The following is a 14597-nucleotide window of genomic DNA, read 5'->3' as shown; positions in this document are numbered from 1 at the left end:
GCCCCCCGGGGGTCAGGGGGTGATGTGGCCCTGGGTGTCCGCGCCCTGGGTCGTGCCCTTGCTGGTGCCGGTCGAGGTCCCCTGGCTGGTGCCCGTCGACGTCCCCTGCGACGTGCCCGTCGAGGTGCCCTGGGAGGTCCCCTGGCTGGTGCCCTGGTTGGTGCCCTGCGACGTGCCCTGGTTCGTCCCCTGGGACGTGCCCTGGTTGGTGCCCTGCGAGGTGCCCTGGTTCGTCCCCTGCGACGTGCCCTGGTTGGTGCCGGGCTTGTTGTCGGTCGGGTCGCCGCTCGGCTCCTTGCTCGGGTCGTTGGACGGCTCGTTGCTCGGCTCCTGCGTGTGGCGGTTGCGGTGCCGGGTGTTGCCCGAGTAATCGTCGTCGCCGGTCGAGGAGTTGTCGCCGGTCGTGCCGCCGCGCTCCGGGACGGAGGAGGACTCCTTGTCCTTGGGGGTCGCGGAGGAGGACTGGCTGGAGCCGGGGGTGGAGGGGGCCGTGGCGGGGGTGTCCTTGGTGTCCTTCTCCGAAGGGCCCTTGTGATCCGAGGGCCATGCCACGAACGCGACCACCGCGGCCGTCGCCGCGACGACCGCCGCGATGAAGATCCAGAGCTTGCCGTTGCCGCCCCGGCCGCGTCCGCCCGGCTCGTAGTCGTCGTCCCCGCCGCCGCCGGCGCCCTGCGGCAGGATCCGCTGGGGGGAGGTGTCGCCGTGCTGCGGGTGCGGCATGGCGGTGGTCTGCGCGATGCCGGCCGCGCCGAGCATCTGCGTGGCCGCGGTGGCCGCCGCGACGGGGCCGGTGTCCCAGGCGCCGGTGTGGCCGCCCGCGTCGTGCAGCATCTGGAGGCTGTACTGGACCAGCCCGCGCATCTCCTCGGCGCTCTGGAACCGGTCGTCCGGGTCCTTGGCCAGCGAGCGCATGACGAGCCCGTCGAGCTCCGGCGGGACGGTGTCCAGCACCTGGGACGGCGGGACCGGATTGTCCTGGACGTGCTGGTACACCACGGAAAGCGGCGTCTCGCCGGTGAACGGCGGGCGCAGCGCCAGGAGTTCGTAGAGGAGGCAGCCGGTGGCGTAGAGGTCCGAGCGGGCGTCCACGGTCTTGCCGAGGGCCTGTTCGGGCGAGAGGTACTGCGGGGTGCCCATGACCATGCCGGTCTGGGTCATGGTCGACTGCGCGCCGTGCAGGGCCCGGGCGATGCCGAAGTCCATCACCTTGACGTGGCCCTGGTTGGTGATGATGACGTTGGCGGGCTTGATGTCGCGGTGGACGATGCCGTGCTGGTGGCTGTAGGCCAGCGCGTCCAGCACTCCGGAGACGATGATCAGCGCCTGCTCGGGCGGCGGGGCCTCGGCGTTGAGCAACAGGTCGCGGATCGTACGGCCTTCAACCAGCTCCATGACGATGTACGGCACGGTGCTGTGGCCGTTGACGTCCTCGCCGGAGTCGTAGACGGCGACCACCGCGTGGTGGTTCAGCCCGGCGACGGACTGTGCCTCGCGGGTGAAGCGGGCCTTGGAGACCGGGTCCTCGGCGAGGTCGGCGCGGAGCAGCTTGACCGCGACCGTGCGGCCGAGGCGTACGTCCTCGGCGGCGAAGACCTCGGCCATGCCGCCGCGGCCGAGCCGGTGGGTGAGGCGGTAGCGGCCGTCCCCGACCATGCCGCCGTTACCCCACATTTCCGGCACATCGGGCATTCCGCCCCCGGTGGCGTCAGGGTCGGACGGACCCTGGGCGCTCTGCGTCTGTGCCATCAGTCCTCGCCGTCGTGTCTGGCCGCTCGCGTGGGGGCCTGAACCTTGGGGCAGTGCTCACGCAGCGCCCCGGGGCAGTACCTCGGGGCGATACGAAGCAATGCAGTTCTTCCGCTAGGCACGCTACAGGTTCCGGGATGCGCACCGGTCGGGGATGGACGGGCAATCAAACCCGCAGCGGGCCGCGCAAGGCAAATTCCGTGACGGCTTGTCGCGCATCCGGTCACGGAACGGGCACGTGGCTTGACGTGCCCCCGGCCTGCGGCACACTTGGCCGGGATATTGTCCGGCCGGAGGGATCTGGCCGGATCAGACCTTTGCGACCGGGCCCGGAACCGGCTCGCCGATGGGGGAAACAGGAGCATGAGCCAGGACGGCGCACAGGGCCGCTACGCGGGACGGGCCGTCGGCGGCGGCCGCTACCAGCTGCGCGACCTCCTCGGCGAGGGCGGCATGGCCTCGGTGCACCTCGCCTACGACTCGGTGCTGGACCGCCAGGTGGCGATCAAGACCCTGCACACGGAGCTGGGCCGCGAGTCGTCCTTCCGCGAGCGCTTCCGCCGCGAGGCCCAGGCCGTGGCCAAGCTCACGCACACCAACATCGTCTCGGTCTTCGACACGGGCGAGGACGCGCTGGACGGCACGACGATGCCGTACATCGTCATGGAGTACGTCGAGGGCAAGCCGCTGCGGTCGGTGCTCGACGCGGACGTGAAGCAGTACGGGGCGATGCCCGCCGCCAAGGCGCTGAGGATCACGGCGGACGTGCTGGCGGCGCTCGAGGTCAGCCACGAGATGGGGCTGGTCCACCGGGACATCAAGCCGGGCAACGTGATGATGACCAAGCGTGATGTGGTCAAGGTCATGGACTTCGGCATCGCGCGCGCCATGCAGTCGGGGGTCACGTCGATGACCCAGACCGGCATGGTCGTGGGCACCCCGCAGTACCTCTCGCCGGAGCAGGCGCTGGGGCGCGGGGTGGACGCGCGGTCCGACCTGTATTCGGTCGGCATCATGCTCTTCGAGCTGCTGACCGGGCGGCTGCCCTTCGACGCGGACTCGCCGCTGGCCATCGCGTACGCGCACGTCCAGGAGGAGCCGGTCGCGCCCTCCACGATCAACCGCTCGATCCCGCCGGCGCTGGACGCGCTGGTGGCCCGCGCGCTGAAGAAGAACCCGAACGAGCGCTTCCCGTCCGCCGCCGCGATGCGCGACGAGTGCGCGCGGGTGGCCTCGACGGTCCACGGCTCGCCCTCGCCGGTGATCAGCGGCGACGCCCCGGCGCCGCGCAGCGGGGCGGGGGTCTCCTCGGCGGTCTTCCCGCCGGTGGACCGGCAGGCGGTCCCGGGCCCGGGCATCCAGTCCGTCCAGACCCCGTACCAGCCGTCCTCGTACGCCGCCCCCGGCTACCAGCAGCCCACCCCGGCACCGGGGTACCCGACGCCTCCCCCGTACCAGGCGCCCCCGGCCCCGGCCCCGGCCGCCCCGGTGTCCAAGGGCAACAAGCCGGTCATCATCGGCTCGGCGATCGTCGCCACCCTGGCCGTCATCGCCGTCATCGCCGTCGTCCTCGTCAAGAACGGCTCCTCCGACGGCGGTCCGGACACCCGGGCGAACGAGAACACCTCCCGGACCTCCTCGCCGTCCCCGGCCGGCGGCACGGGCGGCGGCGGCACGTCCAACGAGAACAAGCACAAGGAGGGCGACCGGGCCAGGGTCGTCGAGAAGGAGCGCTGCACCAACGCGCGCGACAGCTTCCTCGACAAGACCAAGAAGAACATGCCCGACCTGCGCTGGGTCCACATCGACTCGGTGAAGTCCTGCCTCCAGGCGGCGAGTTGGAAGTACCGCGAGGACAAGCAGGACGAGAACACCTGGGGCAAGGGCATGGTGATGCAGCAGAGCCCGCAGCCCGGCGACGCGTTCGACCCGAAGAACACCACCATCGTGATCACCGTCTCCACGGGCGACCCCTCCTCCTGACGGCGGACACGCCGACGGGCCGGAATCCCGAGGGGGGTTCCGGCCCGTCGTGCGTTCCTGTCACGGAGGTGCGCTGGTCAGAGATGCGCTCCCGTCACGGAGGCGCTCCCGTCACAGATACGGCCCCGAGCGCGCTCCCTGCTGGGGGCGGCCGCCCTCGTGGTCCTCCTCGGCGATGCCCGCCGGGAGGGCGCGGCGCATCTGTTCGAGCTGGGCGCGGGCCGCCATCTGCTGGGCGAAGAGGGCCGTCTGGATGCCGTGGAAGAGGCCCTCCAGCCAGCCCACCAACTGGGCCTGCGCGATGCGCAGTTCGGCCTCGGTGGGGACGGTGTCGTCGGTGAACGGGAGCGAGAGGCGCTCCAGTTCCTCGACGAGCTCGGGGGCGAGCCCGTCCTCCAGCTCCTTGACGGAGCTGTGGTGGATCTCCTTGAGCCGGACGCGGCTGGCCTCGTCCAGAGGAGCCGCCCTTACCTCCTCCAGCAGCTGCTTGATCATGCTGCCGATGCGCATGACCTTCGCGGGCTGTTCGACCTGCTCCGTCACGGGGACCTCGCGCGACTCGTCGTCACCGGCCCCGCCGCCGGGGCCAGCGCTGCCGAGAGCCATGCCGTCCGGTCCCACGACCAGGACGTGCGGGCTCTCCTGCGACCGTTCGTTCCTCGGCATATCCATGCCGCCATTCTCTCGCACAGGTGATTTCCCCCAGGTGATGCCCCTGTATGCGGCTGATCCACCCGGGTCGGGCCGGGCGGCTTCAGCGGCGCCGCAGCCGCAGGCCGAGGAAGCCGATGCCGAGGCCGGTGAGGGTCAGTCCGGTGCCGAGCGGGAGGACGCGCATCACGTGCTCGGGGGGCGCGCCGGAGGCGTCGCCCCGCGCCGCCGCCCGGCCCTCGGCCCGCACGGGCCCGGGGGGCGGGGCGGGCGAGGACGGCGTGGGCGAGGGGGACGGGTCCGGCACGGGCGTGGCGGCCGCCCCGGCGGGGGTCTCCGACGCCTCGGGGGCGGCGCCGGGCTCCTCCGGGGGCGCCTCCTCGTCCGGGCGCTCCGCGGGCGCCCGCGAGGGCTCAGGGGCGCGTCCGGGGTGCGCGCGCCCCTGGCCCGCGACCGTCCCGGCGAGCCGCCCGGGGTCGGCGGCGGACGGGACCGGGCCGCGCGGCACGTGCCGCGGCGACGGCCCGTCCTCGGCCCGCGCCGTTCCCGGCGCCAGGACGAGCACGGCCGCCGTCGTCAGCCCGACGAGCACGCCCGGGCGGGTTCCGGCGATCACCCCTCCACCGTCACACGGCGGGCGCCCTTGGGCACGCCGGGCGGCCGTCCGGGTGACGGGCTCAGCCGGTCGTCAGCAGCACCTTGCCCACGTGCGTGCTCGCCTCCACGACCCGGTGCGCCTCCGCCGCGTCCCGCAGTGGCATGACCCGGTCCACGACCGGGCGCACGCGGCCGCCCGACACCAGCGGCCACACGTGCTCGCGCACGGCCGCGACGATCGCCGACTTCTCCGCGAGGGGGCGCGAGCGCAGCGCGGTCGCCATGACCGCGGCGCGCTTGGACAGCAGCTTGCCCAGGTCGAGTTCGGCCTTGCGGCCGCCCTGGAGGCCGATGACGGCGAGCCGGCCGTTGACGGCGAGGGCGTCCACGTTCCGCGCCAGGTACTTGGCGCCCACGATGTCGAGGATGACGTCCGCGCCCGCGCCGCCGGTGACCTTGGCCAGCTCCTCGACGAAGTCCTGCTCGCGGTAGTCGATCAGGATGTCCGCGCCCAGCTCGCGGCAGCGCTCCAGCTTCTCCGCGCCGCCCGCGGTGACCGCGACCCGCGCCCCGACCGCCTTGGCGAGCTGGACGGCCATCGTGCCGATGCCGCTGCCGCCGCCGTGCACGAGCAGGGTCTCGCCGGGGCGCAGATGGGCGAGCATGAAGACGTTCGACCAGACCGTCGCGGTGACCTCCGGCAGGGCCGCGGCCGTCACCACGTCCAGCCCGTCGGGGACGGGCAGCAGCTGGCCGACCGGGACGACGGCCTTCTCCGCGTACCCGCCGCCGGCCAGCAGGGCGCACACCTCGTCGCCGACCGCCCAGCCGCTGACCCCCGGGCCGAGCGCGGCGATCCGGCCGGAGCACTCCAGGCCGGGCAGGGGGGAGGCGCCGGGCGGCGGGTCGTAGAGACCCTGGCGCTGCATCAGGTCCGCTCGGTTGACGGCGGTCGCGGCGACCTCGATCAGCACCTCTCCTCCGCCGGGCACGGGATCGGGTACCTCGGCCCAGACGAGCGCGTCGGGTCCGCCGGGTGTGGGGATGGTGATCGCATGCATGGCGCGAGGCTACTCCCGGGGTCGGACAGCGCGGCGGGCAGCGCGACGAGCACGTCGGCGGACAAAGCGCCGGTATACGGGATCATGGACGCGTGCCGAACTCACCGACCCACGGACCGCCCCACGGACCGGGCCGCGCGGAGAGCGCCCGCAGCCGTCTGAGGAACAGCCGCCGGATGCTGCTGCGTTCGCTCTGGCGCCGCACCCGGGCCGAGGCGGAGGACGCGGAGGCGGGGCGCTCGGTGATACTGCCGGTCCAGCACGTCACCGCGCCGCTGCGGCAGGTGCTGCGCCGGCTGGTGATGGCGCTGGTCGTCCTCGGCGTCACGACGCTCGTCGTCTACCTGGACCGGGACGGCTACCACGACAACGCGGGCGGCCCGCTGGGCTTCCTGGACGCCGCGTACTACGCGACCGTCACCCTCTCCACCACCGGCTACGGCGACATCACACCGGTGGGCGCGGGCGCCCGGCTGACGAACATCCTCGTCGTCACACCGCTGCGCGTGCTGTTCCTGATCATTCTGGTCGGCACCACGCTGGAGGTACTGACCGAACGGACGCGCCAGCAGGTGCGCATTCATCGTTGGAGATCGCGGATGCGGGACCACACCGTCGTCATCGGCTACGGCACCAAGGGCCGGCACACGATCGAGACGCTCGTCGGCCAGGGGCTGCCGAAGGAGAAGATCGTCGTCGTGGACCCGCAGAAGAAGGCGGTCGACTCCGCCGCCGGCGACGGCATCGCCGCCGTCCTCGGCGACGGGACGCGCTCGACGACGCTGCTGCGCGCCGAACTCCCCAACGCGGCACAGGTGGTGATCACCACCGAGCGCGACGACACCGCCGCCCTCGTCACCCTGACGGCCCGTCAGCTCAACCGCCACGCGACGATCGTCGTCGCGGTGCGCGAGGACGAGAACGTGCCGCTGCTGCGGCAGAGCGGCGCCGACACGGTGGTCACCAGCTCCAGTTCGGCCGGCCGGATGCTCGGCATGTCGATGATGAGCCCGTACGTCGGGGACGTCCTGGAGGACCTGCTCACCTACGGCACCGGCCTCGACGTCGTCGAACGCCCCGCCACGAAGGCGGAGGCGGGCCGCTCCCCCCGCGACTGCGACGACCTCGTCGTCGCCCTCGTCCGCGGCCACCGCCTGCTCCACTACACCGACCCCGAGGCGGCGACGGTGCATCTCACCGACCGGCTGATCACCATCCGGCAGGCCCCCGCCTCGACGGCGGAGGAGTGAGCGCGGGCGCCGCTACTGCCAGGGCAGGTCGAGCAGGGCGACCCGGCCGCGCGAGGTGCTGCCGCCGGGCGGGATCACCGCCATCGCGTCGGCCGCCGCCAGGCCGCGCAGCATCGCCGGGCCGTGGAAGCGCAGCGGGCGGGCGCCGTCGCCGCCGCGCAGCACGACGGGCACCAGGCGGGTGTCCGAGGGGTGGCTCGGCACGGGGCCGCCGAGGACGGCCCGGCGCAGCGACGGCGCCGGGCGGCCGGAGAGCGTGCGCAGCAGCGGCTCGGCGAGGGTGAGCAGGCCGGCGACGGCGGCCAGCGGGTTGCCGGGGAGGCCCACGAGGTGCCGGTCCTCCGCGAGGCGGGCGAGCAGCATGGGGTGGCCGGGACGGACCGCGACGCCGTCCACGAGCAGCTCGGCGCCGAGCCGTCGCAGGGCGGGGTGCAGGTGGTCACGCGGGCCGGAGGCGGTGCTGCCGGTGGTGATCACCAGATCGGCGTCCGCGCCGGCGAGCGCCTCGTACAGCGCCTCGGCGTCGTCGCCGAGCCGGTGCTCCGCCGTCACCTCCGCGCCCAGCGCCCGCAGCCACGGGCCGAGCATCGGGCCGAGCGCGTCCCGGATCCGGCCGTCGTGCGGCAGGCCCTCGTGGACGAGTTCGTCGCCCAGGACGAGGACCGCGACGCGGGGACGGGCGGTCACGGACAGCACGTCGTAGCCGGCGGCCGCGGCCAGGCCGAGCACGGCGGGCGTCACCGGGCTGCCGGCGGGCAGCAGTCCGTCGCCGCCGCGGCACTCCTGGGCGCGCGGCCGGATGTCCTGGCCCTGCCCGGCCCGCCGGGTGGCGTACAGCTCGCCCTGCGCGGTCGTCCGGCCGTGCTCGCGGCGCAGCACGGCCGTCGCCCCGGGGGGCACCCGGGCGCCGGTGGCGATGGGCACGGCGCAGCCGTCGCGCAGCGGCTCGGCGCCCGTCCGGCCCGCGACGATCCCCTCGTCCGCCGGCTCCCCCGGGAGGCGCCAGGGCCCGGGGCCGGCGACGGCCCAGCCGTCCATGGCGGCGGTGTCGAACGGCGGCAGGTCCGTCAGCGCGTCCAGCCCGCCGGCGAGCGTCCGCCCGAGCGCCTCCCCGAGCGGCACCTCCTCGGCGGGCAGCGCCTCGGCCGCCCCGGCCGCGATACGGCCCGCCGTGGGCCAGGGCGTGGGGGCGCGGTGACCGCCGCCGCGCCCTCCGGCGCGGGAACGCTCCTGGGTCGGCGGCCCGGGCGCGGCGGCGTGGTCGGCCCGCTCGCCGTGCGCGGCGGTGTCGGCGCGCCCGTCGTCCGCGGCCCCGGACGCGGCGGCACGGCCGCCGTCGGGTGCCCCACCGCGCTCCGGGGCGCCCGAGGGCGCGGGGCGCTCACGCCGGGCGCCGGGGGACGCGGCGGTGCACCCGTCGTCGGATACCCCGCCGCGCGCCCGGGCGCCCGGGCCGCCGTCGGCGCCGGGGCGCTCACGCCCGGCGCCCTCGGACGGGAACGCGGCGGCGCGGAGGTCACCGGCCGCCTCACCCCGCGCGGGGGCGGCGTCCGCAGCCACGTCCGCGGGGGTGCCGCCGGAACGGTCCGGGCGCTCGTCCGCAAGAGCCGGCGCGTCGAGCCCCACCGGGCGGCGCGGGCTCCGGACATGGGTCCGGGCCGTCGCGGCGTCCGCCGCCGGGACGGCCGGCGCGGCGTGCCGCCCGCGCGGGACGGAGCCCCGGGCCGCACCGCTCCTGCCGCCGTCACCGGTGACGTCGCGGACCGACCGCCAGACGTCGGTCAGCGCCCCGTCGTCGGCGGCGGCCCGCCGCACCCCCGGGAAGCCGCCGGAGGCGGGCGCGGCGCGCCCCGCGCCCGTCCGGCCGTACGGATCCGCCCCCGCGTGGTCGTAGTAGCGCACGCCGTCGAACGGCACGTCCAGCGGCGGGACTTCGCGCGGACGGGTGGTGGACGGACCGTCGGCGGCGGAGGGTCCGGACAGCTCGTCGAACGGCAGGTACCCGCCCTCCACCGGCCCCACGGCGCGGCCCGGCGCCCCCCGGTCGCCCGCGAGGATGGCCAGTGCCTCGTCCGTGGCCCGGTCGAGGGCCGCGCCGTCGGCGTCGCCGTCGCGGGCGCTCACGCGGGGGCCCCGGAGGCGTCGCCGTCCTCCTCCGCCCAGCGCGCGGCGAGGGCGGCGATCCGGTGGGCGGCGCGGGTCACCTCCTCGGGGCCGCCGCCGCGCTGTGCGGCCGCGTAGCCGACGAGGAAGGTCGTCAGGGGGGCGGCGGGGCGGGCCACGCCGTGCGCCGCGTCGCGGGCGAGATCGAGGAGTCCGGCCCTGTCGACGTCGAGTTCTATGCCGAGTTCGGCCTTGACCGCGGCGATCCATTCATCCAGCACGGTCCTATCGTCCCTGATGCGCGCGCGGGCCGCGCCGATGTCCTGCCAGGTGTCGCAGTCGAAGGACGCCTCGTGGTACGGGAGGCGCGCGAGGGACAGTTCGGTGGTGAGGAGGCGCACGGGAAGCCCGCTGAGCGTGCCGTGTTCGGTCGCGAGCAGGGCGATCTCGCGCCGGAGCGGCTCCGTCCGGTAGGCGGCGAGGAGCGGCTGGTCGCGCCCGTCCGCGTCGGTGGCCAGGGCTCCCTCGGCGGCACCGGCCCCGGCGACCAGCGCCCGCACGGCGTCCGCCCCGAGGAACGGCAGGTCGGCGGAGAGGACGAGCACCGTCCCCGCCGTGACGTGCCGCAGGCCCGCGTGGAGTGCGGCCAGCGGGCCGCCGCCGGGCGGGTGTTCGCGCTCCCAGACCACGGGCCGCGCCGTGGGCCGGCGCGGCCCGACGACCACGGTCGTCGCCGCGCCGGCGCACGCGCCGAGCACCCTGTCCAGCAGGGAGCGGCCGCCGATGCGCACCCCGGGCTTGTCCGCCCCGCCCAGCCGCCGGGCGGCTCCTCCGGCCAGGACCACCGCGTCGTACTGCGTTTCCGTCACCCGACGAGTATGGGTTCAGAGCGTCCGGAGCAGCACGGCGGGCCGCTCGACGCGGTCGGCGACGTACCGCAGGAATCCGCCGGCCGTTCCCCCGTCGCACACCCGGTGGTCGAACGCGAGCGACAGCTGCACCACGTGCCGTACGGCCAACTCCCCCTGGTGGACCCAGGGTTTGGGGACGATCCGGCCGACGCCCAGCATGGCCGCCTCGGGGTGGTTGATGATCGGGGTGGAGCCGTCCACACCGAACACGCCGTAGTTGTTGAGGGTGAACGTGCCGCCGGTGAGCTCCGCCGGCGTGATCCGGCCCTCGCGGGCGGCCTCGGTCAGGCGCCCGATCTCCGCCGAGAGGCCGGCCGCGCCCATGGTGTGCGCGTCGCGGACGACCGGCACGACGAGCCCGCGCGGGGTCTGCGCCGCGAACCCGAGGTGGACGGCGGGCAGCAGCACGATCTCCTGCGCCTCCGTGTCCACCCTGGAGTTGAGCTCGGGGAACTCGGCGAGGGCGGCGGTGCAGATCCGGGCGAGGAGGGCGAGCAGCGAGACCTTCGCCGCCCCGGGGAGCTCGTTCATGGCCCGGCGGGCGGCCAGCAGCTCCGTCGCGTCCGCGTCCACCCAGCAGCTGGCGTCGGGGATCTCGCGGCGGCTCCGGCCGAGCTTCTCGGCGACGGCGCCGCGCAGCCCGCGCAGGGGGATGCGCTCGCCCTCGGCGGCGGATGCGGGGACGGGTGATGCGGGGCCGGGTGCGGGGGCGGGTGATGCGGGGGCGGGTGCGGACGCGGGGGCGAACCCGGCCGCGGCCGCCGCCCGTTCGACGTCCGCCCGCAGGATCAGCCCCTCGGGCCCGCTGCCGCGCACCCGGGTCAGGTCGACCCCGCGCTCGCGGGCGATGCGCCGCACGAGCGGCGAGATCACGGCCACCTTGCCGGCCACGGCGCCACCGGTCACCGCGCCGCCGACGGCCTGCCGGCCCCCACCGGCGCCACCGGTCACCGGCGCGTCCGACCACACCGCCCCGTCGTCGGGCCTGGGCACCGCCTGCGGCGGCCCCGGCGGTGCCCAGGGACGGCGGATCCGGGCCCGGCGGGGGACCGGAGCCCCGGTGCCGTAGCCGACGAGGACGTTGCCGGAGCCCTCCTCGGCGGACGGCCCGGCCGCGGCCGCCCCCGAAGCCGCACCGGAGGACGCACCGGCGCCCGGCCCCGGCCCCGCCTCCCCCGCCGCGTCCCCCACCGCCACCGTCAACAGCGGCGCACCCACCGGCAGTTCCGCACCCTCCTCGCCGAAGCGGGCCGTCACCACGCCCCCGTACGGGCACGGCACCTCCACCATCGCCTTGGCGGTCTCGACCTCGACCACCGGCTGGTCCACGGCGACCACGTCGCCGACCTCGACGAGCCAGCGCACGACCTGCGCCTCGGTGAGCCCTTCGCCCAGGTCGGGCAGGGCGAACTCCTTGACCACGGCCATCAGTTGGCACCCCCCGACGTCCACTCGGACTCCCACTGCAGCCGGGCGACCGCGTCCAGCACCCGGTCGACCCCCGGCAGATGGTGCTTCTCCAGCATCGGCGGCGGATAGGGGACGTCGAAGCCCGTGACCCGCAGCACCGGGGCCTCCAGGTGGTGGAAGCAGCGCTCGGCGACCGTCGCGGCGAGCTCGCCGCCGGGACCGCCGAAGCCGGCGGCCTCGTGGACGACGACGGCCCGCCCGGTGCGCCGCACGGACGCGACGACGGTCTCCTCGTCGAGGGGGACGAGGGAGCGCAGGTCGACGACCTCCAGGTCCCAGCCCTCGGCGCGGGCGGCCTCGGCGGCCTCCAGACAGACGGGTACGGACGGGCCGTAAGTGATCAGCGTGGCGGAGGAGCCGCGGCGGCGGACGACGGCGGTGCCGATGCCCGGCACCTCCTCGGGCCGGTCGGGCTCCCAGTCGGCCTTGGCCCAGTACAGCCGCTTGGGCTCCAGGAAGACGACCGGGTCGTCGGAGGCGATGGCCGCGCGCAGCAGCCCGTACGCGTCGGCGACGGTGGCGGGCGTGACGACGTGCAGGCCGGGGGTGGCCATGTAGAGCGCCTCGGAGGAGTCGCTGTGGTGCTCGACGCCGCCGATGCCGCCGCCGTAGGGGATCCGGACGGTGATCGGCAGGGGCAGCCGGCCGCGGGTGCGGTTGCGCATCTTGGCGACGTGGCTGAACAGCTGCTCCAGCGACGGGTACCCGAACGCGTCGAACTGCATCTCCACGACCGGCCGCAGCCCGTACATCGCCATGCCGACGGCCGTGCCGAGGATGCCCGCCTCGGCCAGCGGCGTGTCCGTGCAGCGGTCGTCGCCGAACTCCTCCGCCAGCCCGGCCGTGATCCGGAAGACGCCGCCCAGCGTGCCGACGTCCTCGCCGAGGACGTGGACGGCGGGGTCGGCGGCCATGGCGTCGCGCAGCGCCCTGTTGAGGGCCTGGCTCATGGTGGCGGGCCTGCGGCCCGTCGCGGTGACCGCGGTGGTCATCGGTCCGTCCCTTCCTCGGCGGCCGCCAGCTCCGCCCTCAACTGCTCGGCCTGGCGCCGCAGTCGGCCGGTGCGCCGGGCGTAGACGTGGTCGAAGAGCTCCATGGGGTCGAGGACCGGGTCCTCGTTCATCCGGTCGCGCAGCTCGGCGGCCATCCGCTCGGCGGCCTCCCGCTCGGCGGCGACGTCCTTCTCGTCCAGCAGCCCGCGCCGGGCCAGCTCCCGCTCCAGCAGCTCGACGGGGTCGTGGGCGCGCCAGGCGGCGACCTCGGCGTCGGTGCGGTAGCGGGTGGCGTCGTCGGCGTTGGTGTGGGCGTCGACGCGGTAGGTCAGGGCCTCGACGAGGGTGGGCCCGCCGCCCGCGCGGGCGCGGCGCACGGCCCCGGAGAGGACCTCGTGGACGGCGGGGGCGTCGTTGCCGTCGACCAGGCGGGCGGGTATGCCGTAGCCGACGCCCTTGTGCGCCAGGGAGGGCGCCGCGGTCTGCTTGGCCAGGGGGACGGAGATGGCGAAGCCGTTGTTCTGCACGAGGAAGACGACCGGGGCCTTCCAGACGGCGGCGAAGTTGAGCGCCTCGTGGAAGTCGCCCTCGCTGGTGCCGCCGTCGCCGACCATGGCGAGCGCGACCACGTCGTCCCCCGCGAGGCGGGCGGCGTGCGCGAGGCCCACGGCGTGCGGGAGTTGGGTGGCGAGCGGGGTGCAGAGCGGGGCCACGCGGTGCTCGCGGGGGTCGTAGCCGGTGTGCCAGTCGCCACGCAGCAGGGTGAGGGCCTGGACGGGGTCGAGGCCGCGGGCGATGGCGGCGAGGGTGTCCCGGTAGCTGGGGAAGAGCCAGTCGCGCTCCTCCAGGGCGAGGGCGGCGGCGACCTGGCACGCCTCCTGGCCGGAGGAGGAGGGGTAGACCGCGAGCCGGCCCTGCCGGGTCAGCGCGGTGGCCTGGGTGTTGTAGCGGCGGCCGCGCACCAGGTGGCCGTAGAGCAGCCGGAGCAGCCCGGGGTCGAGCGCGTCGGCGGCGGGGGTGCCCAGCAGCCGGTACGGCTCCTCGTCGGGCAGCAGCGGCGCGGGATCGGTGCGGGGCCGCCAGGCCCGGGACGGGGGCGGCCGGTGCGAACCAGGCTGCTCCAGGACCGTCATGACGAGCACCTCCTCGGGGGCGGGCGTGACCGGAAAGCACCCTGTGCTCTCCCTACCGATTGTTCGGTCGCCGGGGCATTTTGGCTACAGGCGGCCCCGGCCTGTGGACAAACGGTTTTCCACAGCCTGAGATATGAACAGCGCGTCCATGAAGGGGAGGCATGGCGGTATGCGGGACGAACAGATGGCCACGTCGAGCGATTCGGGCCACAGAGCGCCGGCGCGGCCGCTCGACGAGATCGACCGCTCGATTCTGCACATGCTCCGGACCGACGGCCGGGCCTCGATACGGTCCGTGGCCGAGCGCGTCCACGTGTCCCGCGCCAACGCCTACGCGCGGGTCAACCGGCTCATCGACGACGGGGTGATCCGGGGCTTCGGGGCGCGCATCGACCAGGAGCGGGCGGGGCAGGGCGCGTCGGCCTACATCACGCTGAAGATCGTGCAGAACTCCTGGCGGACGGTGCGCGACAAGCTCCGCACACTGCCCGGCGCGGCCCATATCGCCCTGGTCGGCGGGGACTTCGACGTCCTGCTGCTGGTGCACACCAAGGACAACCGGGCGCTGCGGGAGCTGGTGCTCACCCGCATCCAGGCCATGGAGGAGGTGCTCAGCACGCGCACCCTGCTCGTCTTCGAGGAGCAGGACCTGGACGAGCGGGATCCCAAGGAGGGGCCGGCCCCGGCCTGAGCCGCC

Annotated in this window: 12 protein-coding genes; 3 read left to right on the top strand and 9 right to left on the bottom strand. The window is 75.2% G+C overall.

Annotated elements, in window-relative coordinates:
- Positions 1-12 precede the first annotated feature (12 nt).
- A complete protein-coding gene (locus AC230_RS27845; RefSeq protein WP_078871628.1) occupies positions 13-1749 on the bottom strand; it encodes a protein kinase domain-containing protein in 1737 nt (578 codons plus the stop codon).
- Between the two features lie 363 nt (positions 1750-2112).
- Between AC230_RS27845 and AC230_RS27840 the strand changes: the two genes are divergently transcribed.
- A complete protein-coding gene (locus tag AC230_RS27840) occupies positions 2113-3732 on the top strand; it encodes a protein kinase domain-containing protein (protein ID WP_049719119.1) in 1620 nt (539 codons plus the stop codon).
- A gap of 111 nt (positions 3733-3843) precedes the next feature.
- Here AC230_RS27840 and AC230_RS27835 read toward each other — a convergent pair whose 3' ends face one another.
- The 3 genes from AC230_RS27835 to AC230_RS27825 all read right to left on the bottom strand — a co-directional run bounded on the left by AC230_RS27835 (position 3844) and on the right by AC230_RS27825 (position 6041).
- Positions 3844-4404 carry a bacterial proteasome activator family protein gene (locus tag AC230_RS27835; RefSeq protein ID WP_078871627.1) on the bottom strand — a complete coding sequence of 187 codons (561 nt, stop codon included), beginning with the start codon at positions 4402-4404 and terminating at the stop codon, positions 3844-3846.
- 82 nt (positions 4405-4486) lie between these two features.
- Positions 4487-4999 (bottom strand): hypothetical protein, encoded by a 513-nt coding sequence (locus tag AC230_RS27830; RefSeq protein ID WP_049719117.1) that lies wholly within the window; start codon positions 4997-4999, stop codon positions 4487-4489.
- A gap of 61 nt (positions 5000-5060) precedes the next feature.
- Positions 5061-6041 (bottom strand): NAD(P)H-quinone oxidoreductase, encoded by a 981-nt coding sequence (locus tag AC230_RS27825; RefSeq protein ID WP_049719116.1) that lies wholly within the window; start codon positions 6039-6041, stop codon positions 5061-5063.
- A 176-nt stretch (positions 6042-6217) separates the two neighbouring features.
- Between AC230_RS27825 and AC230_RS27820 the strand changes: the two genes are divergently transcribed.
- Positions 6218-7291 carry a potassium channel family protein gene (locus AC230_RS27820; RefSeq protein ID WP_198535629.1) on the top strand — a complete coding sequence of 358 codons (1074 nt, stop codon included), beginning with the start codon at positions 6218-6220 and terminating at the stop codon, positions 7289-7291.
- A gap of 12 nt (positions 7292-7303) precedes the next feature.
- Here the strand turns inward: AC230_RS27820 and AC230_RS27815 are convergent, their stop codons facing one another.
- From AC230_RS27815 to pdhA, 5 genes are read right to left on the bottom strand one after another with little or no spacing between them, the layout of a single operon-like run.
- Positions 7304-9415 (bottom strand): molybdopterin molybdotransferase MoeA, encoded by a 2112-nt coding sequence (locus tag AC230_RS27815; protein ID WP_422125646.1) that lies wholly within the window; start codon positions 9413-9415, stop codon positions 7304-7306.
- Positions 9412-10263 carry an NTP transferase domain-containing protein gene (locus tag AC230_RS27810; RefSeq protein WP_049719115.1) on the bottom strand — a complete coding sequence of 284 codons (852 nt, stop codon included), beginning with the start codon at positions 10261-10263 and terminating at the stop codon, positions 9412-9414. Before AC230_RS27810 ends, AC230_RS27815 begins: the two co-directional genes overlap by 4 nt.
- 15 nt (positions 10264-10278) lie before the next feature.
- On the bottom strand, positions 10279-11733 hold the full coding sequence (locus tag AC230_RS27805) for a dihydrolipoamide acetyltransferase family protein (RefSeq protein ID WP_049719114.1): 1455 nt from the start codon (positions 11731-11733) through the stop codon (positions 10279-10281).
- On the bottom strand, positions 11733-12767 hold the full coding sequence (locus AC230_RS27800; RefSeq protein ID WP_049719113.1) for an alpha-ketoacid dehydrogenase subunit beta: 1035 nt from the start codon (positions 12765-12767) through the stop codon (positions 11733-11735). Before AC230_RS27800 ends, AC230_RS27805 begins: the two co-directional genes overlap by 1 nt.
- Entirely contained in the window at positions 12764-13900 is a 1137-nt protein-coding gene (pdhA, locus tag AC230_RS27795; RefSeq protein ID WP_049719112.1) for a pyruvate dehydrogenase (acetyl-transferring) E1 component subunit alpha, read from the bottom strand. Before pdhA ends, AC230_RS27800 begins: the two co-directional genes overlap by 4 nt.
- A 169-nt stretch (positions 13901-14069) precedes the next feature.
- On the opposite strand from pdhA, the gene AC230_RS27790 reads away from it, so the two are divergent.
- The gene (locus AC230_RS27790; RefSeq protein ID WP_049719111.1) at positions 14070-14591 is read left to right on the top strand and encodes an Lrp/AsnC family transcriptional regulator; all 522 of its coding nucleotides are present in this window, start codon (positions 14070-14072) and stop codon (positions 14589-14591) included.
- Positions 14592-14597: the final 6 nt, after the last annotated feature.

It is taken from the genome of Streptomyces caatingaensis, assembly GCF_001187435.1.
GTDB lineage: Bacteria > Actinomycetota > Actinomycetes > Streptomycetales > Streptomycetaceae > Streptomyces > Streptomyces caatingaensis.
Note: the sequence above shows the minus strand (reverse complement) of the source record. Positions and strands in the feature narration are given on the sequence as shown.